General features: G+C 60.5%; 16 protein-coding genes and 1 pseudogene. 14 read left to right on the top strand and 3 right to left on the bottom strand.

Going from position 1 to position 18019, the window contains the following annotated elements:
* Window positions 1-44: 44 nt before the first annotated feature.
* Both AB7M26_RS04355 and AB7M26_RS04350 read right to left on the bottom strand, forming a co-directional pair.
* Complete coding sequence (locus AB7M26_RS04355; protein ID WP_008009522.1) at window positions 45-803, bottom strand: slipin family protein; 759 nt, start codon at window positions 801-803, stop codon at window positions 45-47.
* 22 nt (window positions 804-825) lie between these two features.
* The gene (locus AB7M26_RS04350) at window positions 826-1353 is read right to left on the bottom strand and encodes an NfeD family protein (RefSeq protein ID WP_429388069.1); all 528 of its coding nucleotides are present in this window, start codon (window positions 1351-1353) and stop codon (window positions 826-828) included.
* 213 nt (window positions 1354-1566) lie between these two features.
* Here AB7M26_RS04350 and AB7M26_RS04345 point away from each other — a divergent pair, with 213 nt between their 5' ends.
* From AB7M26_RS04345 to pgaD, 10 genes are all read left to right on the top strand, one after another.
* On the top strand, window positions 1567-2034 hold the full coding sequence (locus AB7M26_RS04345) for an aminoacyl-tRNA deacylase (RefSeq protein WP_123498216.1): 468 nt from the start codon (window positions 1567-1569) through the stop codon (window positions 2032-2034).
* A gap of 135 nt (window positions 2035-2169) precedes the next feature.
* Window positions 2170-2415: a DUF2789 domain-containing protein gene (locus tag AB7M26_RS04340; protein WP_030128603.1), complete on the top strand. Its 246-nt coding sequence runs from the start codon at window positions 2170-2172 to the stop codon at window positions 2413-2415.
* A 147-nt stretch (window positions 2416-2562) separates the two neighbouring features.
* A complete protein-coding gene (locus tag AB7M26_RS04335) occupies window positions 2563-2808 on the top strand; it encodes a type II toxin-antitoxin system Phd/YefM family antitoxin (protein ID WP_123498221.1) in 246 nt (81 codons plus the stop codon).
* Window positions 2798-3079 (top strand): type II toxin-antitoxin system RelE family toxin, encoded by a 282-nt coding sequence (locus AB7M26_RS04330; protein WP_007899567.1) that lies wholly within the window; start codon window positions 2798-2800, stop codon window positions 3077-3079. Before AB7M26_RS04335 ends, AB7M26_RS04330 begins: the two co-directional genes overlap by 11 nt.
* 253 nt (window positions 3080-3332) lie before the next feature.
* Window positions 3333-3968, top strand: coding sequence for an NADH:ubiquinone oxidoreductase subunit N (locus AB7M26_RS04325; RefSeq protein WP_095633583.1), 636 nt, complete (start codon window positions 3333-3335; stop codon window positions 3966-3968).
* Between the two features lie 279 nt (window positions 3969-4247).
* Window positions 4248-5759, top strand: a complete 1512-nt coding sequence (locus AB7M26_RS04320) for a YdgA family protein (RefSeq protein WP_429388064.1) — start codon at window positions 4248-4250, stop codon at window positions 5757-5759.
* Between the two features lie 414 nt (window positions 5760-6173).
* The gene (gene pgaA, locus AB7M26_RS04315; protein ID WP_429388061.1) at window positions 6174-8654 is read left to right on the top strand and encodes a poly-beta-1,6 N-acetyl-D-glucosamine export porin PgaA; all 2481 of its coding nucleotides are present in this window, start codon (window positions 6174-6176) and stop codon (window positions 8652-8654) included.
* Between the two features lie 12 nt (window positions 8655-8666).
* A complete protein-coding gene (pgaB, locus tag AB7M26_RS04310) occupies window positions 8667-10664 on the top strand; it encodes a poly-beta-1,6-N-acetyl-D-glucosamine N-deacetylase PgaB (protein ID WP_429388059.1) in 1998 nt (665 codons plus the stop codon).
* Between the two features lies 1 nt (window position 10665).
* The gene (gene pgaC, locus AB7M26_RS04305; RefSeq protein WP_123498231.1) at window positions 10666-12021 is read left to right on the top strand and encodes a poly-beta-1,6-N-acetyl-D-glucosamine synthase; all 1356 of its coding nucleotides are present in this window, start codon (window positions 10666-10668) and stop codon (window positions 12019-12021) included.
* Window positions 12018-12545 carry a poly-beta-1,6-N-acetyl-D-glucosamine biosynthesis protein PgaD gene (gene pgaD / locus AB7M26_RS04300; protein ID WP_123498234.1) on the top strand — a complete coding sequence of 176 codons (528 nt, stop codon included), beginning with the start codon at window positions 12018-12020 and terminating at the stop codon, window positions 12543-12545. The genes pgaC and pgaD overlap by 4 nt, the downstream gene beginning before the upstream one ends.
* A gap of 176 nt (window positions 12546-12721) precedes the next feature.
* Here the strand turns inward: pgaD and AB7M26_RS04295 are convergent, their stop codons facing one another.
* Window positions 12722-14251 (bottom strand): FAD-dependent oxidoreductase, encoded by a 1530-nt coding sequence (locus AB7M26_RS04295; protein ID WP_429388056.1) that lies wholly within the window; start codon window positions 14249-14251, stop codon window positions 12722-12724.
* A 139-nt stretch (window positions 14252-14390) separates the two neighbouring features.
* Between AB7M26_RS04295 and AB7M26_RS04290 the strand changes: the two genes are divergently transcribed.
* From AB7M26_RS04290 to AB7M26_RS04275, 4 genes and pseudogenes are all read left to right on the top strand, one after another.
* Entirely contained in the window at window positions 14391-14951 is a 561-nt protein-coding gene (locus tag AB7M26_RS04290) for a YbhB/YbcL family Raf kinase inhibitor-like protein (protein ID WP_401171844.1), read from the top strand.
* An 86-nt stretch (window positions 14952-15037) separates the two neighbouring features.
* Window positions 15038-16779, top strand: a pseudogene (locus AB7M26_RS04285) (vWA domain-containing protein).
* A 17-nt stretch (window positions 16780-16796) separates the two neighbouring features.
* On the top strand, window positions 16797-17378 hold the full coding sequence (locus tag AB7M26_RS04280) for an RNA polymerase sigma factor (RefSeq protein ID WP_429375733.1): 582 nt from the start codon (window positions 16797-16799) through the stop codon (window positions 17376-17378).
* Window positions 17375-18013 carry a hypothetical protein gene (locus AB7M26_RS04275; protein WP_429388053.1) on the top strand — a complete coding sequence of 213 codons (639 nt, stop codon included), beginning with the start codon at window positions 17375-17377 and terminating at the stop codon, window positions 18011-18013. Before AB7M26_RS04280 ends, AB7M26_RS04275 begins: the two co-directional genes overlap by 4 nt.
* The last annotated feature ends 6 nt before the right edge of the window (window positions 18014-18019 follow it).

The following is an 18019-nucleotide window of genomic DNA, read 5'->3' as shown; positions in this document are numbered from 1 at the left end:
GCGACCCAGCGGGAGCAAGCTCCCTCGCCACAGTCATCAGTGCATCAAGGCTTGGACGACAAGTCCGCCATCCCCTTGAGCAACTCGATAGGCAGCGGGAAGACGATGGTCGAACTCTTGTCCCCGGCGATCGAACTCAGCGTCTGCATGTAACGCAGTTGCATGGCCCCCGGCTGACGGCCGAGCATTTCAGCCGCCTGCATGAGTTTTTCCGAGGCTTGCAACTCGCCTTCGGCGTGGATCACCTTGGCCCGACGTTCCCGTTCGGCCTCGGCCTGCTTGGCGATGGCGCGAATCATCGATTCGTTGAGGTCCACGTGCTTGATCTCGACGTTGGCCACCTTGATGCCCCAGGCGTCGGTCTGCGCATCGAGTACTTGCTGGATATCGACGTTCAGCCGTTCCCGTTCGGCCAGCAATTCATCGAGTTCATGTTTACCGAGCACCGCCCGCAACGTGGTCTGCGCCAGTTGGCTGGTGGCCATGAGAAAGTCTTCGACCTGAATGATCGCCCTTTGCGGATCGAGCACGCGGAAATACAGCACCGCATTGACCTTGACCGAGACGTTGTCCCGGGTGATGACGTCTTGCGGCGGTACGTCGAGCACCACGGTACGCAGGTCGACGCGAACCATTTGCTGGACCACTGGAATCAACAGGATCAGGCCAGGGCCCTTGACCTGCCAGAAGCGTCCGAGCTGGAACACCACGCCGCGTTCGTATTCGCGCAGGATGCGGAAGGTCGACCCCGCCAGTGCAATCAGCAATAACAGCAGCGCGGCAAAACCCAGTTGCAGACCCATGACTATTCTCCGCCATCATTGTTTATGCGGGCGCCGCGTCAGCCGCGACCACTTCCAGCAGTAGACCCTTGCGTGCCACTACCCGGACCTGTTGACCCGGTTGCAGCGGTGTTTCGCTCATTGCCTGCCATTGCTCGCCTTGCAGGTGCACCCAGCCGATATAAGCGTTACCGGCCTGCAACGACGTTATCGGCGTCACGGCGCCCAGTATTTCGGCGTCACCGCTGACGTTGCGGCGCGGTCGGGTTTTCAAGGCGCGGATCACCAGGAAAATCAGTAGCAGTGCGCTGATCAGTCCCAAGCCGATCATCAACGGAACAGGGACTTCGGCGTTAGTCAGAATCACCGCCCCAATCACGAACATCACAAGGCCGCCCAAGCCGACCACGCCGTAATTGGGCAAGGCCGCCTCGGCGATCAGAAACGCAATGCCGAAGGTGATCAACCAGAGCCCGAGGGGATCGGGAACCAGCACCATGAGAGTGTCCGCCGCGAAAACCGGTCCGCTCAGGGCCAGCAACAGCGCAATTGCACAGCAACGCATGTTCACTTGACCCTCCGGGAGAGTCATCCGTCCGCGAGCCGTTCAGGGCTCTGTATACAAGTCTAGTTGACCGAGCATTGGTATGAATTTTGACCCGTTGTCGAAAGCGTCCGACGGGCGGATTTCCCGTCGGAACCCCTCGGTGGGCCTAGACTTTTAATGGAGACAAAAAAGTTAACCATCGTCCGTGATTCGTTGCTGCGGACACCGAGGTGCATCATGCGTATGGCAAAAACCGTGCAGAACAGCCTGGACAAGGCTCACTGCGAATATGACATCGTTTCTCACCCGCACTCGGCCAGCAGCCTTGAAACGGCTCGGCTCGCGGGCATTCCTGCCGAACGGGTCGCCAAATCGGTGATCCTTGACGACCGCCACGGGCATTACTTGATGGCCGTGCTGCCTGCCAGCCGTCACCTGGACCTGAGCAAAGTACGTGGCAGCGGCGAATGGCAAGTCACCCGTGAAAGCAACCTGCCGCACCTGTTCGACGATTGCGAACGCGGTGCCGTGCCTGCACTGGGCGAGTCTTATGGAATGGACATGGTCATCGACCCACTGCTGACCCGGCAGAAAGACATCTACCTCGAAGCCGGCAACCACAGCAATCTGGTACACATGAGCGTTCCGGAATTTCTGAAAATGGTGCCGCATGCCGAGGTGTGCGAGTTGAGTCTTTCGGCATAACAGTCGCCCCGACTGACGTCATTGCGGGCAAGCCTCGCTCCTACAGGACTTGCGAAAACCCTGTGGGAGCGGGCTTGCCCGCGAATAGCCGCACCCCGGTCACCCATCCAATAAGCGATCACGAAGGAGCCAGACATGGAATCCCCAACCCACAGCCTCCCATCCCTGTTCAAACAACTCGGCCTGCCGGATGACGCCGAAAGCATCGATAAATTCATCGCCACCCATTCACCACTCAAGCCCGAACTGCACCTGGCGGACGCGTTCTTCTGGAACGAGAGCCAGGCAGAGCTGCTGCGTGAGGAGATTCTGGATGATGCGGATTGGGCTGAGGTGGTGGATCAGCTGGATGTGCTGCTGAGGAAGGGGCGAGGGGTGTAAAAAAATCTGGAGAAAAATGGCGAAATGTAAAAAAAACTGGTGAGTGGTAAAAAAAATCCGAGTAAAAACTTAATTTGTCAGCTTTTTCCAGGGTTGCTCAGAAACAGGTAATAGACCAGAATCAAGACCTCAATTGAGGTCTTAATTATGCAAAGTGTTCTGGCCGACATGGCGGTTAGCGTGTCTGAGTTGAAGAAAAACCCATCTGCAGTTCTGAGCGGTGCTCACGGTGGGCCTGTGGCAGTGCTGAACCATAACCGAGTGATGGGATACATGGTTCCGGCCGATGTTTTCGAGCAAATGATGGAGCGCCTCGATGACTTCGAGTTGGCGGAAATTGTTCGCTCGCGTAGAAATGAAAAGCCGGTCCCGGTAAACCTGGATGACCTATAAGCTTGAATTCCTGCCCTCCGCACGCAAGGAGTGGGACAAGCTGGGGCATACATTGCGTGAGCAGTTCAAAAAGAAACTGGCGGAACGACTTGAATTGCCTCGAATCCCTTCCGATTCGCTGCATGGGATGCCTGATTGCTACAAAATCAAATTGAAGTCATCGGGATACAGGCTTGTGTATCAAGTTTTTGATGAGCGTGTAGTCGTTTCTGTGGTGGCGGTTGGTAAGCGCGAACGCAGCGATGTGTACGACCGAGCCAAGAAACGCTGATAGTTCTCAGACCTCTCCTGTTTTTGCTGCTGCCCAAGCGTCGACCCGACGTACGGCGCAACTGGCCTCAGCCAACGCCCAAGTCGCCATGAACCAGATCGATTTGCTCCTTGCTTTGGGTGGCGGCCGGGAAAGCGGACGAACGCAAGGGTCACACCCCGGCAAACCCTGAGGCCGTTGCTATGCTTTGACTTGATGGGGGCGCGTGGCGAACCCGTCGATCAAGGCTTGCGTTGATCATGGGGATCTAATAATGAAAAACCCTTACGCTCCCGGCTTCTGGTGCGCCATTGCGGCATTGGTTTTGCTGTCGGCCACCTATTTCTACGGCGTCATGCTGGCCCACGAGCTCGACACGGCACTGATATTCCTCGACAGCGCGGCGGCGTTGATCGCCGTGATGGCTATCGTGGTGGTCGCCTGGGCTTCATTACAGAACCAGCGCATCAAGAAGCGACAACTTGAACAAGGCAAGACCCTGGTGCTGATCTGGGACACCAAGGTGGCTTTGCGTCGCGTCGAAACGGTGTTCGACCGGTATTTCTGGGGCAGTTACTGGCAACCGGGGCGCACGTTCCAGGAAGTCATGGGCGAACTCACCGGCACGCCGTTGGAAAAAAGCCTCGAAACCTTGAAAAAACAATGCCTGGCGCTGGACAAGCAAGTGGCCGATGAAGGGTGGCACTGGCTCAACAATGCGCGAGAGCTGTCCGATGTCGCCAACGCCATGGCCCGTGAACGCTATCAGCTGGATTTCTGCGACCCGCGCGCGGAAGTGACCGGCGGGGCGGTGATCAATCGGGATTTTGAAGTGCTGGTGTATACGTGGACGGCGCGGCTCAAGAGCTTTGATCATCAGCTTGATGAAATTGAAGTGCAGTATTCGTGAATTGAGGTTGGCTGGACTGACGCCATCGCGGGCAAGCCCGCTCCCACAGGTTCAGCGCAATCCTTGTGGGAGCGGGCTTGCCCGCGATGGCGATCTCATGACCACCAAAACTCTCGCCCCCATGCGCGGTCCACAGACACTCTTTCACCTTTAATCATTGGGCCGCTTTGCGGCGCAAATGCTAATCTCCATCCCACTTTCAGCACAGTCGTGACCGCAACCCGCATGGGTTCAGGGAAGACGACCACACTTTCAACAACGGACATTGACGGGTACTTCATGAATAAATCAGCAGGCGTGCTTCTAGGAATTGTCGTGGCCATCGGTGCAATCAGCGCTGGCGGTGCGTGGTACACCGGCAGCAAACTCGACGGGGTGCTGAATACCTCGATCACCGACGCCAACAAAGAACTGCAAGCCGCGCTGGCTGGTTCCAACGGCACGGCGTCGCTGGAACTGGTGTCGCTGGACCGCCATGTGTTCAGCAGCACCGCGCACTACCGCCTCAAGGGCGAGGGCGAGATGTTTGGTGAAACGCCGGTCGAGTTGCTGTTCGTCGACCGCATCGAACACGGCCCGCTGCCGTTCTCGCGCCTGGTGTCGCTGAAGTGGTTGCCGGTCCTGGCGACCAGTCACTACGAGCTGGAAAAGACCCCGCTGACCGAAAAGTGGTTCGCTGCCGCCAAGGACAAATCCCCGGTCAAAGGCGTGGTTAACATCGGCTACGACAATTCCACCAAGGGCACCCTCGAGTTTCTGCCGCTGGAAGCCGCACTGGATGACAAATCCAATCTGACCTTTTCCGGTATGAAACTCGATGTAGCCGCCAGTGCCCAGGCGCAAAAGGTCAAGGCAGACGGTTATATGGACAGTCTGAAGCTGACCACCGTGGCTGAAGATCAGACCCCGGTGCAGGTCGAGCTCAACGGCTTGACCGTGGCCAGTAACCTGAACAAAAGCACGTACGGCTATTACACCGGCGAAAACACCGTCGAGCTGACCCACAGCAAGACCACCTTCGGGGCCAAGCAGTCGGTACTCGGCGTCAAGAACTTTGAAATGAAGAACAAGACCGAGGAATCGGGCACCAACGCTTCGGGGCGTGCCGATTACAAGGTCGGTGAAGTGTCCTTGAACGGCAAGGTTATCGGCTCTGCGCAAATGGCCATGAGCCTGAAAAACCTCGACATCCCGTCAACGATGTCGCTGATGCAGATCTACCAGACCAAACTGCAACCGTACGAAAAGGCCGCCACTGAAGCCGCTGCCGCCGGTCTACCGGCGCCGGAACTGAACCTGACCCCGGCCGAAGAGGCGCTGGTCAAGACCAGCCTGGAGAAACTGCTGGCCGCAGGTCCCCAGGTGGCTCTGGAAAACCTCTCGTTCAACACCACCAACGGCGAAAGCCGCGCCAACCTGGTGCTGGACCTGACCAAACCGCAGTCCATGGACTTGCCGCCAGACCAGTTGGTCAAGCAGTTGATCGCGCTGCTGGACTTCAACCTCTTGGTGTCCAAGCCAATGCTGGTTGACGTGCTCACCGTGCAGTCGCAAATCGACGGCCAGACCGATGCCAAGCTCATTGCCGATCAGGCGAGCGCAACCGCCGACATGTTCAGCAGCATGGCGGTGGGCACGCAACTGGCGAAACTGGACGGTAACAACGTCGTCACCAAGCTGCACTACGCCAACAATCAGGTGGACTTCAACGGCCAGAAAATGACCCTCGAGGAATTTGTCGGCTTCGTGATGAGCAAGCTCGGCGGCGCCGGCAACGTCAGCATCCAGTAAAACTGCAGGCATCACCGCAACGCCCGGCCTCTGCATTACGCAGACGCCGGGCGTTTTGCTGTCTGGGGTTTGGAAACGGGGAGAGGGGGAGGAGGTTCCAATGCCAGTCAATCAAGGCACGGAACCTGTGGGAGCGGGCTTGCCCGCGATGAGGTCGTGTCAGTCGATAAAGATGTTGACTGATAGATCGCTATCGCGGGCAAGCCCGCTCCCACAGGGGCTGCGCTTGGCTGACTGGTACCAGAGAAGGCCCGAGCGACACGAATCTGAACAATTATTGTGCTCTGAATAGTTGACTTCGCTTGCATGCAAAACTGCGTCGATAAAGCCTGGCCGGGTCTTTCGATCCGGCTTTCCGCTACGAATGGGCAAGGGGACATTACGACCCGGCTGGCCATGTAAGGATGCTGACGAATGCCGTGTATTGCTGGTCCCTTTATTCATCGTGGTTTACGCCCCTTGTTTCGCGTTGCGCTGTGCGGCCAATTGCTGTGGCCGGTGCTGGCGTTCGCCGATACGCCTTATGACCAAATGGTTCGCGATGCACGAGCCGGCAACTACACGCCTGCGCTGGCTGTATTGCGCCAGGTGCCGGTCAACCAGGCCACCACCGGCCAGATTAGCGATCATTTGCAGATCGCCAGCTGGGCCGGTCTGGACGCTGAAGTGGTTCAGGTCTATGAGACCCAAGGGCACAATCGGGCGTTGCCGGTTCAGGCCCTGACCGCCACCGCGCGTGCCTATCGCAACCTCAAGCGCTGGGACTCGGCGACCCAGGTATACAACAAGGCCCTGGCCCTTGACCCGAAAAATGCCGACCTGCAGCTGGGGTTGGCGATGACCCAGGCCGATGCCGGTAAGCCTGACGAGGCGGTTGTCCGCGCCAGGGCGCTGGTGGCGGCGAAACCGGATGATCCTTCCCGCCGCTTGGCCCTGGCCTACGCCTTGACCCGCGCCGGTGCCACCTACGACGCGTTGTTTGAATACGATCAGGCCTTCGTCCGCGCCGGCAGCAAGCCCGACATCGCTCGGGAATACGTGATTGCCCTGCAACGCGCCCGCCTGCCAGAACCGGCCTTGCGCCTGGCCCTTCAGCGGCCGGGGTTGCTGGATCCGGTTACGCTGCGACGCCTCGAAGGTGACCTGGCCGCAGAACGTGTGCGTTTGGCCGAGCTGGCCACCCGCAGCGAAAAAGAACGTTATCTGATCGCTGATCGGGCTCTGGCCGATTACGACCAGTTGCTGACAACCTGGACGCCGGATCCTCAGGCCCACGATGACGTCATTCGCTGGCGAATCGATCGCATGGGCGCCCTCAAGGCCCGCGCGCGCACCGCTGATGTGATCGCCGAATACCAGAAATTGCTCGCCGAAGGCGTGAAGATTCCGACCTATGCCCTGCGTTGGGTGGCGTCGTCTTATCTGGACCAGCGTCAGCCAGAAATCGCCACCGATTTGTATCGTCAAGTGCTGGTGGCGCCGGATGCCGATGTAGGCGACCGTCTGGAAGACAGCACCGCGCTCTATTACGCCCTGCACGAAAGCGATAAGGCCGATGAAGCGCGTAAGGTCGCTGAAGACCTGGCCAAGACCCAGAAGCCACGGGTCGAGCTCAAGGGCTTGCCGGTGGGCAATCCCAACGATGAATGGATGGACGCGCAGCAACTCGCTGCCCAGGCCGGCACCTACGGCGCTGATCTACCGTCGGGCGAGCAGCGTTTGCAGACGCTGGTGGATCAGGCCCCAGGCAACCTCGGCCTGCGTCTGGCCCAGGCCGATCTGTACCTGGCCCGGGACTGGCCACGGCGCGCCGAGAATCAGCTCAAGGAAACCGAGAGCATGGCGCCGCGGGACATCGGGCTGGAAGTTGCGCAAGGTCACACCGCCATGGACTTGCAGGAATGGCGGCAGATGGATGCGCTGACCGACGATGTGGTCGCGCGTTTTCCGGACAACCGTCAGGTCCAGCGTTTGCAGCGCCAACGTGCGGTCCATGACATGGCCGAGCTGCGGGTGGAGGCCTATGGCGGCAAGAGTTATGGCGGGGGCAACGACGACGCCGGGGCGGTCAACGGCAGTCGCGATTTCGGCATCGAAACCACGCTGTACAGCCCGCCCATCGATGAAGACTGGCGCGTGTTCGCCGGTGCCGGTTACGCCACCGGCGACTTCCAGGAAGGCACCGGCCACCATCGTTTTCAGCGCGTCGGGCTAGAACGCCGGACTCGCGATATGACCCTGGAGGCGGAAGTCTCCAACCATTCCTATGGTTTCGGTGACAAACAAGGCGCGCGCCTGGCGATTGCCCGAGACATCGACGATCACTGGCAGTACGGCGGCAGCCTCGAATACCTGTCGGCGCAAACGCCGTTGCGGGCCTTGAACAGCGACATCACCGCTAACGGCGGCAGCGGTTTCATCCGTTGGCGCGCCAATGAGAGCCGTGAGTGGAGACTGGCGGTCAGCCCCTCGCACTTCAGCGACGGCAACAACCGTGTCGAAGCCTTGCTCACCGGTCGCGAGGGTGTTTACCGCGCGCCGGGGTTGCAGGTCGACCTCGGCCTGGAGGTCGGCACCAGCCGTAACTCCAAGTCCGACGACGTGCCGTATTTCAACCCCAAGTCCGACTTCAGCGTGCTGCCGACGGTGAACGTCAATCACGTGCTCTACCACCGCTACGAAACCTCCTGGAGCCAGCAGTTTCAGGCCGGTGCGGGCACTTATAGCCAGCGCGATCACGGCACCGGCGGCGTCGGCCTGTTGGGTTACGGCCAGCGCTACAGCTGGAACGACGTATTCGAGGTGGGCGGTCTGCTGAGCGTGATCAACCGGCCTTATGACGGTGACCGCGAAACCGATTTGCGCCTGCTCGTCGACCTCACTTACCGCTTCTAGAAGAGTTTGAAGATGCCTTTTATTTCGCGTTTCATCCTTTTGCTGGGAGCGCTGTTGATCAGCGCCTGTGCCCAGCAAGCCCCGGCCTTCGCACCGCCGTCCGAACGCCCGATGCCGGCCAATGAAAAGCCGTGGCCAAAAAATCACGTATTGGGGATTTCTTACCACGACGTCGAGGACCGCGACCCCGATCAGGCGGTGGTGGCCGTGCGCACTGAGCGTCTGCTCGAGCAACTGGCTTGGCTGCGGGAGAACAACTACAAGCCGGTCACCGTCGACCAGATCATGGCTGCTCGCAACGGCGGTCCTGAACTGCCGCCACGGGCGATCATGCTGAGTTTCGACGACGGTTATTCAAGCTTCTACACCCGCGTGTTGCCGGTGCTGCGCGCCTATAACTGGCCCGCCTTGCTGGCGCCGGTCGGGGTGTGGATCGATACGCCGCTGAACCAGCCGGTGGATTTCGCCGGTACACCGCGCAAGCGTTCGGACTTCCTGACCTGGGAGCAGATCCGCGAGATTTCCCGATCCGGCCTGGTGGAAATCGCCGCCCACACCGACGCCAGCCACAAAGGCGTGTTGGCCAACCCGCAAGGCAACCTGCAACCGGCGGCCGCGACCCGGCGCTATGAGGCGGCTAGCGGTCGCTATGAAACCGAAGCGCAATTCCAGGCCCGGATGCGCGCCGACGTGGCGGCCATCTCGGAGAAGATCCGCAAGGTCACCGGTTACAAACCGCGTGTGTGGGTCTGGCCCTACGGCGCGGCGGACGGCACCTCGCTGCAAGTGATCAACGAACAGGGCTATCAGATGGCCCTGACTCTGGAAGACGGCCTCGATGCCCTCGACAACCTGATGAGTAGCCCGCGCTTTCTGGTGGCCTCGGACCCGGATGGCGAACACTTCGCCAACAGCATCGTTTCGGTGCAGGCCGAATCGCCGATGCGCGTGGTGCATGTGGACCTGGACAACGTCTACGACCCGGACCCGGCCCAACAGGAAATCAACCTCGGCAAACTGATCCAGCGCATGGCCGACATGGGCGCCAACACGGTGTTCCTGCAAGCCTTCGCCGACCCTGTGGGCGATGGCCTGGTGCATTCGCTGTACTTCCCCAACCGTCACCTGCCGGTGCGCGCCGACCTCTTCGACCGCGTGGCCTGGCAGTTGCGTACGCGGGCTAACGTCAAGGTCTTCGCGTGGATGCCGGTGCTGAGTTTTGCCCTGGATTCGAAGCTGCCGCGGGTCACTCGCTGGGACCCGAAAACCGGCGTCACCTTGATCGATCCGGACCAGTACAAGCGCTTGTCGCCATTCGACCCGAACGTGCGGCGCATCATCGGTGAAATCTACGAAGACATGGCGCGCCTGACCTCGGTCGACGGCGTCCTCTATCACGATGACGCGGTGCTGTCGGACTTCGAAGACGCCGGCCCCGAAGCCCTGAAGGTCTATGCCGCCAACGGTCTGCCGGGTTCGATTGCCGCCCTGCGTGACGATCCGGCCACCTTGCAACGCTGGACGCGATTCAAGAGCCGCTACCTGATCGATTTCACTCACGAACTGACCGCCAAGGTTCGCGCCATTCGTGGCCCGCAAGTGAAAACGGCGCGCAATATTTTCGCCGAGCCGATGCTCAACCCCGAGAGTGAAGCGTGGTTCGCGCAGAACCTCGACGACTTCCTGAGCGCCTACGACTGGACGGCGCCGATGGCCATGCCACTCATGGAAAAACAGAGCCGCCAGCAATCCGGCCCTTGGCTCGAAACGCTGGTGGCGACAGTCAAGTCGCGCCCCGGCGCACTCGAGCGCACGGTGTTCGAATTGCAGGCCCGTGACTGGACGAAAAATACCGACGCCGACATCGACGGCGAACAGTTGGCTGAGTGGATGGGCCGCCTCAAGCGTCAGGGCGCCACCAGTTTTGGCTACTACCCGGACAACTTCCTCGAGAACCAGCCGGACCTGAAAACCGTGCGGCCCGCGCTCTCCAACAAGTGGAATCCATAACATGCTGGACAGACTTCTAGCCCTGCTGGTTCTGGCGATCGTCCTTGGGGTTCCCCTCGGGCTGATCTTTCTGCTCACCGGGCAATTCCTGATGGACTTCGTGTTCTTTTATCCACTGTTCATGTCGGGGTTGTGGATCGCTGGCGGCCTGTATTTCTGGCTGCACTGGGAGCGGCACTGGCCGTGGCAGGACGATACGTTGCCGCCAGCGCTGGCCGGCGAACCGCTGATCTCGATCCTGATCCCTTGCTACAACGAAGGCGACAACGCGGCCGATACCATCCATGCGGCGCTGGCCCAGCATTACCCGAACATCGAAGTGATCGCGATCAACGACGGCTCCAAGGACAACACCGCCGCGGTGCTCGATGCACTGGCGTTGCAGGATCCGCGTCTGCGGGTGCTGCACCTGGCGGAGAACCAGGGCAAGGCCGTGGCCCTGCGCATGGGCGCCATTGCGGCGCGCAGCGAGTATCTGGTGTGCATCGACGGTGACGCGCTGCTGGCGCCGAACACCGCGGCGTACCTGGTGGCGCCGATGCTCGACAATGCGCGACTGGGCGCCGTGACCGGCAATCCGCGAATCCGCACTCGTTCGACCTTGATCGGCCGCGTGCAGGTCGGCGAGTTCTCGTCGATCATCGGCCTGATCAAGCGCACCCAACGGGTGTTCGGGCGGATCTTTACCGTCTCCGGGGTGATCGTCGCCTTCCGTCGCACGGCGCTGAACCGGGTCGGCTACTGGAGCCCGGACATGATCACCGAAGACATCGACATCAGTTGGAAGCTGCAACTGGATCACTGGAGCATTTTCTACGAGCCCCGCGCGTTGTGCTGGATCCTCATGCCGGAAACCCTCGGTGGCCTGTGGAAGCAGCGTCTGCGCTGGGCCCAGGGCGGCGCCGAGGTGCTGTTCAAAAACATCCGTGGCATCTGGCAATACCGCCATCGTTATCTCTGGCCGCTGCTGTTCGAATACTGCCTGTCCACCGGCTGGGCGTTCACCTTTCTGCTGTCGGTGATTTTCTGGGGTGTCGGCAAATTCATCGAGATGCCGCCCGCCATTGCCGTCGATCACCTGCTGCCACCGGCGTTTACCGGGCTGCTGCTGGCGGTGGTCTGCCTGGTGCAATTCGCCGTCAGCATCCTGATCGATCGCCGTTACGAAAAGGGTCTCGGCAAGACCATGTTCTGGGTGGTCTGGTATCCGCTGGTGTTCTGGTTCATCAGCCTGCTTACCACCCTGGTCAGCTTCCCGAAAGTGCTGTTCGGTCAACATCAGAAGCGCGCGCGTTGGGTCAGTCCGGACCGGGGCATCAAGCCGCTGAATGACGATGAAGAGGAAGTCATCCAATGAAAATCATCAGAACCCGGCAGCGGCCCTTTCTGGTCGTGATCGATGTCTTCTTAACCGTGCTGGCCTGGATCGGTCTGCTGTATTTACTGGTGCGGGGGTTGTGGCCGTTGATCGATACCCATGCCGGCCCGCGCATCGATGCGTCGTTTTTCGACGCCCTCGGCACGTTGCAGATTTACCTGTGGGTGGCGTTGTTGAACGCGGTGATCCTGATCACATGGGCGCGTTATCAACAGCGCAAAAGCAAGAGCTTCGCCCAGCGCCGTTTGCCGGCGCCGGTGGTGGATGATCAGGGGCTCAGCAAAAGCTTCAAGCTGACCGGCGACCGATTGGCGAAACTGCGCACGCCGGGCTCGATGACCATTCATAACGATCAGGATGGCGATGTCAGCCACGTCGTTACGCACTTCATCCCGGTCGCCCCGGCTGACCTACCGCCGCCTTTGGCGCCGCTGGAGCATCCGCTGGTAATCCGCCTGCCAGCCGAAGATGACGACAACCGCGAGCCAATGAGCCGGGTCTAGCTTGCATTCCCCTGTGGCGAGGGAGCTTGCTCCCGTTTGAGTGCGTAGCGCTCACAAGATCTTTGGTAGATCAGAGATTTTGCGTCTGCTGCGCAGACGAACGGGAGCAAGCTCCCTCGCCACAGGTTTGCGCCTCGCCATAGAGTTTTACGGTGGTCGGCGGGGGAAAACAGCCGTCAATTTATGTCCCTGATCAGCCGCCACGCCTCATCCACCGACAACGGCTGCTTCATCCGCTCAGCGAGCATCGCCATCGCCCGCTCCTCATCGCAGGCCACGGCCGCCGCCACCACGCCGTTTTTGCCGAACAGGCCGATAAACGGTGGATGGTCAGGGTCACCCTTGAACTCGACCTCGTCCCAAGCCTGGGCGTGACCGAGGTAGTCGTAGTTTTTGCCGAAGTGCCAGGTCCAGAAATACGGTACATCGAGGTAGCGCTCATCGCCGCCGAGCATGTTCGCCGCCGCAATCCGCGCCTGTTGCTGGGCCAGGCGCCAGTGCTCGATCCGTTGGGGCTGGCCGTTGAGCGGGAAGGTCGCAATGTCGCCAACGGCCCAGAGCCCGTCGGTCACGCGCATCCCGCCGTCGACCTTCAATGACTGGTCTTTTTCTTTTGGCAGATCGGCAAACGGGGCCGTTGCCGGGGTGACGCCAATGCCGACCAACACCAGGTCCGCGGGCAAGCGCTGTCCGTTGTCCAGCAGCACCGCTTCGACTTTGCCTGTGCCTTCGATCTGCGCGGCTTCGCCATCGGTATGAAACACCACCCCGTTGGCCTCGTGCAGGGCACGAATCGCTTTGCCGACGGCGTCGCCGAAGTGCGCCTCGAACGGGATGGCATGGCGGGCCAGGACGGTGACATCCAGGCCGTACTGACGCAGGGAAGAGGCGGACTCCAGAGCAATGAAACTGTCGCCAACAATCACTGCCCGTTGACCGGGTTTTGCACTCGTCAGAATCCGCTGCGCCTGCGACTTCGAGCGCAGCACGAATACCTGCGGCAGATCGGCGCCAGGCAGCGACAGGGTTTTGGGTATGCCGCCGGTGGCAATCACGGCGGCGTCATAGCTCAACGATTGACCATCGGCCAGGCGCAGAGTCCGGTTCGCTGCATCCAGTCCCATCACATCGCTGTTTATCTGTTCAATGCGCTGTTCTTGATAAAAATTTTCATCCCGCAGAGGTGGCACTTCGTCCGGCGGCATCTCGCCTGCAATCACGAATTTGCTCAACACCGTACGGTCGTAGCCGGCCTCGGGCTCGCGGTCGATCAGCACCACCCGGCCGCCGAAACCTTTCTCCCGCAGCGCCGCCGCACAAGCCGTACCTGAGGCACCGGCACCGATGATCACAAAGGTTCGCTTGTCGTCCGCCGGTGGGGTGCTCGCGGTGGGCATCGGCTGGTCATCGACCCAGACCTCATCGTCGCGGATTTCAAGCGGGTAGCGTCGCAGACTGTCCAGGGACGGTGGCTCGCATAACGCGCCGTCTTCGAGCCGGTACGCTGCCTTGTGCCACGGGCAGATCAGCCGTCCCTCACACAGCGCACCTTTGGCCAAGGGAGCCCCGGCGTGGGGACATTTGCCCTGATAGGCGCGCAATTGATCGCCGAGCCGCAGCAAGACGATTTTCGTCTTATCGATCCGGACTTCAAGGCCACGGTCTTGGGGCACATCGGCGAAACGGGCAACGCGATGCAGGGCCATGATCGATCTCCTGGCAAGTGTTTCACTTAGGAGTTTGGCGCTTATTCCCTGGTTCAGCCAATTCCTGCTGCCAGCGCACGAACGGTCCGGCTATAGTTTGCCAGCCGACGACGGCCTCACCCGCACAAGGTGCTCCGGTATGACCCGATTGACCTTTTTGAACCCTTGGCTGGCGGCCGTTGCAGTCGCCCTTTGCGTGCAGTTTCCGGCGCAGGCCCAGGAGCGTTTCACCCTCAGCATTCCCGGCGTTTCGGACAATCGTCTGTTCACGTCGGCGGCGGCCAGCGATGCCAGCGGTTGCGGCGGCAAGAACCAGTCCCCGGCCCTGAGCTGGAACGCCGGCCCCCCGGGCACCCTCAGCTACGCCATCGTCATGCACGACCCAGACGGTCAGAAAGGCCTGGGTGTCGATCACTGGATTCATTACGGGATCAAGGCCGCGACACGTCAGATCCCGGCCGGTGTCGGTGCCAAATCCGCCCTCGAAGGCGTGGGCGGCAGCAACAGCAAAGGCACCACCGGTTACATCGGCCCTTGCCCGCCCATTGGCGACAGCTCCCATCACTACATCATCCAGCTTTACGCCCTGGACCTGGCGCCAGACGCCTTGCCTGCCGGCCTGACCCGCGCGCAGCTGATGGAACAAATCAAAGGCCATGTGCTGAAAAACAGCAGCGTGGTGCGGCGTTATCACCGCTGAAGATTTTTTCCGGCGATTAACCCGAACCTGCCGGGCTGTCCGTCTCAGAGGATGAATGAGTCAATTTCCTCCTGAGGTCAGCCCCCATGTCCCTCCCTCTGCACTACCTCCGCCCGGCCGCCCAGGGTTTCGCCGCCGGGTTGTTGCTGGCTGTTGCCGGTTGCGGCGCTTCATCCACGCCAGACTCTGAGACGAACAGCCCCGCAGCGGTTGCGCCACCGATTCAAGAGGCGCTGAAAACTGAAGCGTTGGTGCGTAGCGAGGCGGTCATGGCGGACACCTCGATGGCCAAGCGCAGCGCGCGACCGGCACCGTCGGTCGCTTTCGCGCCCATGCCGGCCGGTGAAGCTTATCCACAGGGCTATCGGGATGAGCAGCGGGAGCAATATCAGGCGCTGGCCGATAACCCGATTCACAGCGTGGCCGAGGCGCCGGTCTCGACCTTCAGTGCCGATGTCGATACTGGTGCTTACGCCAATGTCCGGCGCTTGCTCAATCAGGGGCGTTTGCCTCCCGAAGGGGCGGTGCGGCTGGAAGAAATGGTCAATTACTTCCCCTACGACTACGCCTTGCCCACCGATGGCTCGCCGTTCGGCGTGACCACCGAGCTGGCACCGTCGCCGTGGAACCCGCATACCCGATTGCTGCGCATCGGCATCAAGGCATCCGATCGCGCGGTAGCGGAACTGGCTCCGGCAAACCTGGTGTTTCTGGTGGACGTGTCCGGCTCCATGGACCGTCGCGAAGGCTTGCCGCTGGTCAAAAGCACCCTGAAATTGCTGGTCGATCAATTACGCGAGCAGGATAGGGTTTCACTGGTGGTGTATGCCGGAGAATCTCGCGTGGTGCTGGAGCCGACTTCCGGACGGGAAAAAGCGAAAATTCGTACCGCCATCGATCGATTGACCGCAGGCGGCTCGACCGCCGGAGCATCGGGTATCGAACTGGCTTATCAAATGGCGCAACAGGCGTTTATCCCCAAAGGTATCAACCGCATCCTGCTGGCCACCGATGGTGACTTCAACGTTGGCATCAGCGACTTCGGCAGCCTCAAACAAATGGCTGTGGATAAACGCAAGACCGGCGTCTCTCTGACCACCCTGGGTTTTGGTGTGGATAACTACAATGAACACCTGATGGAACAACTGGCCGACGCTGGCGACGGTAACTACGCCTACATCGACATCGACAACCTGCGCGAGGCGCGCAAAGTGCTGGTGGATCAGCTCGGTTCGACTTTGGCGGTGGTGGCGAAAAACGTGAAGCTGCAAGTGGAGTTCAACCCGGCGCAGGTCAGCGAATATCGGTTGTTGGGTTATGAGAATCGCGCCTTGAAACGCGAGGATTTCAGTAACGACAAAATCGATGCCGGAGAAATCGGCGCAGGACATACGGTGACCGCGTTGTATGAAATTGTCCCCAAGGGCGAGAAGGGCTGGCTGGAACCGCTGCGCTATGGCAATCCTGCGGCCGATGTTTCCGCAAAAACCGGGGAAATGGCGATGTTGCGAGTGCGTTATCAGTTGCCGGAAGGTGGGAACAGTCGCTTGATTGAGCGGCCAATACTGAAGGGTGAGGCCGGCAAACTCTCGGCCGCCAGCGATGACCTGCGCTTTGCCGCCGCTGTCGCTGCGTTTTCCCAGCAACTCAAGGAGGGCGCTACACCGGCGATTTCAGCCTGAAAGACACCGAAGCCCTGGCCCGTGGTGCGCGGGGTGACGATCAATTCGGCCTGCGCGCTGAGTTCGTGCAATTGGTGGAATTGGCGCAGAGCCTGCGAACCCCGACCGCTTCGAATCAACAGCCCAACGACAACCGGATAGAGTGAAAGAGGCCAGCACTGACATGTCCGATCCTGTAATCAGCTCAGCCGCCAGCAGCGACGAATCGCTGCTGGCGCGTTACCGCTCGGGCGACGTGCCGGCGTTCGAAGTTTTGTACGCCCGCCATCGCCAGGGCCTTTATCGATTCCTCCTCGGCCTCAGCGGCAAACCCGAACTGGCCGAAGAGGTGTATCAGGAAACCTGGCTGAGCCTGATCCGCAGCACCAGTCAGCCACAAGGTCGGGCGAACTTTCGTACCTGGCTCTACCAGATTGCCCGCAACCGACTGATCGATCACTGGCGCAAGCACGGCATCCACAACCCGTTGCACGACAGCTATGACGAACAGGCTCACGCCCTGATCGATGACGCGGCCGACCCCGAACAACTGCTGAGCCTGAGCCGCGACGGTCAACGCCTCGAAGCCGCCCTGCAAACCTTACCCGCCGACCAGCGCGAAGTGTTCCTGCTGCGCGCCCACGGCGACCTCGACCTGCCGCAGATCGCCACCCTCACCGAAACCCCGCTGGAAACCGTTAAAAGTCGCTTGCGCTACGCTCAGCAAAAACTGCGTCGGCTGCTGGCCGAGGAGGTACTGACATGACTGACGCCCGACAAACACCGCCATCGCCCGACTATGAAGTGCTCAAGCATTTTCGCGACCACGCAACCGGCGAACCACCGGCGCATCTCGACGCCTTCATCCTCGCAACGGCCCATCGCGAAGCCCCCACACCGAAGCCGAATCTGTGGCAGCGCTGGCTCCGTGCCTGCCAGCAACCCCGTTGGCAGGTTGCGTTCGCCAGCCTCGTTGGCGTGGCACTGATGCTGGCGCTGGTACAGCGCACGCCGGAACAACTGCCGAGTTATGACTTTGTCCCTGCGCCAAAAGCATCTGCACCGGTTGCCAAGCAGGAAGCCGCTGAAGCGAATGAACCCGCTGCTCGCTCCCAGGCTGCGCCGGCCGGTACTATGTCCGCGCCCGCGCCAGCTGCGCCCATGGCGGAGTTCTCGGCACCGTTGCAGCGCGAGTCGATCAACAGCGAAATGGCTGACGAAGCCAAAATCAGCAAACGCTTAGCCGCGCCGGCCAAGTCACTGGATGATCAATTACGTGAAGTGATACGCCTGCAAGACACCGGTCAGACCCAAGCCGCCGAGGCGCTGCTGACGACATTGCACAAGCGCTTTCCCAAGGAAAACCTCACGGCCCGACTCAAGGATTTGCAGAAGAAATGAGGTGAA

It is taken from the genome of Pseudomonas sp. F-14 TE3482 (assembly GCF_053629455.1).
This window is presented reverse-complemented; position numbering and strand designations above follow the sequence as displayed.

What these genes read in the sequence shown, in the direction of transcription:
- AB7M26_RS04355 (WP_008009522.1), bottom strand. Translation starts at nt 803, where the DNA reads ATGGGTCTGCAACTGGGTTTTGCCGCGCTGCTGTTATTGCTGATTGCA.
- AB7M26_RS04345 (WP_123498216.1), top strand. Translation starts at nt 1,567, where the DNA reads ATGCGTATGGCAAAAACCGTGCAGAACAGCCTGGACAAGGCTCACTGC.
- AB7M26_RS04340 (WP_030128603.1), top strand. Translation starts at nt 2,170, where the DNA reads ATGGAATCCCCAACCCACAGCCTCCCATCCCTGTTCAAACAACTCGGC.
- AB7M26_RS04335 (WP_123498221.1), top strand. Translation starts at nt 2,563, where the DNA reads ATGCAAAGTGTTCTGGCCGACATGGCGGTTAGCGTGTCTGAGTTGAAG.
- AB7M26_RS04330 (WP_007899567.1), top strand. Translation starts at nt 2,798, where the DNA reads ATGACCTATAAGCTTGAATTCCTGCCCTCCGCACGCAAGGAGTGGGAC.
- AB7M26_RS04325 (WP_095633583.1), top strand. Translation starts at nt 3,333, where the DNA reads ATGAAAAACCCTTACGCTCCCGGCTTCTGGTGCGCCATTGCGGCATTG.
- AB7M26_RS04320 (WP_429388064.1), top strand. Translation starts at nt 4,248, where the DNA reads ATGAATAAATCAGCAGGCGTGCTTCTAGGAATTGTCGTGGCCATCGGT.
- pgaA (WP_429388061.1), top strand. Translation starts at nt 6,174, where the DNA reads ATGCCGTGTATTGCTGGTCCCTTTATTCATCGTGGTTTACGCCCCTTG.
- pgaB (WP_429388059.1), top strand. Translation starts at nt 8,667, where the DNA reads ATGCCTTTTATTTCGCGTTTCATCCTTTTGCTGGGAGCGCTGTTGATC.
- pgaC (WP_123498231.1), top strand. Translation starts at nt 10,666, where the DNA reads ATGCTGGACAGACTTCTAGCCCTGCTGGTTCTGGCGATCGTCCTTGGG.
- pgaD (WP_123498234.1), top strand. Translation starts at nt 12,018, where the DNA reads ATGAAAATCATCAGAACCCGGCAGCGGCCCTTTCTGGTCGTGATCGAT.
- AB7M26_RS04295 (WP_429388056.1), bottom strand. Translation starts at nt 14,251, where the DNA reads ATGGCCCTGCATCGCGTTGCCCGTTTCGCCGATGTGCCCCAAGACCGT.
- AB7M26_RS04290 (WP_401171844.1), top strand. Translation starts at nt 14,391, where the DNA reads ATGACCCGATTGACCTTTTTGAACCCTTGGCTGGCGGCCGTTGCAGTC.
- AB7M26_RS04280 (WP_429375733.1), top strand. Translation starts at nt 16,797, where the DNA reads ATGTCCGATCCTGTAATCAGCTCAGCCGCCAGCAGCGACGAATCGCTG.
- AB7M26_RS04275 (WP_429388053.1), top strand. Translation starts at nt 17,375, where the DNA reads ATGACTGACGCCCGACAAACACCGCCATCGCCCGACTATGAAGTGCTC.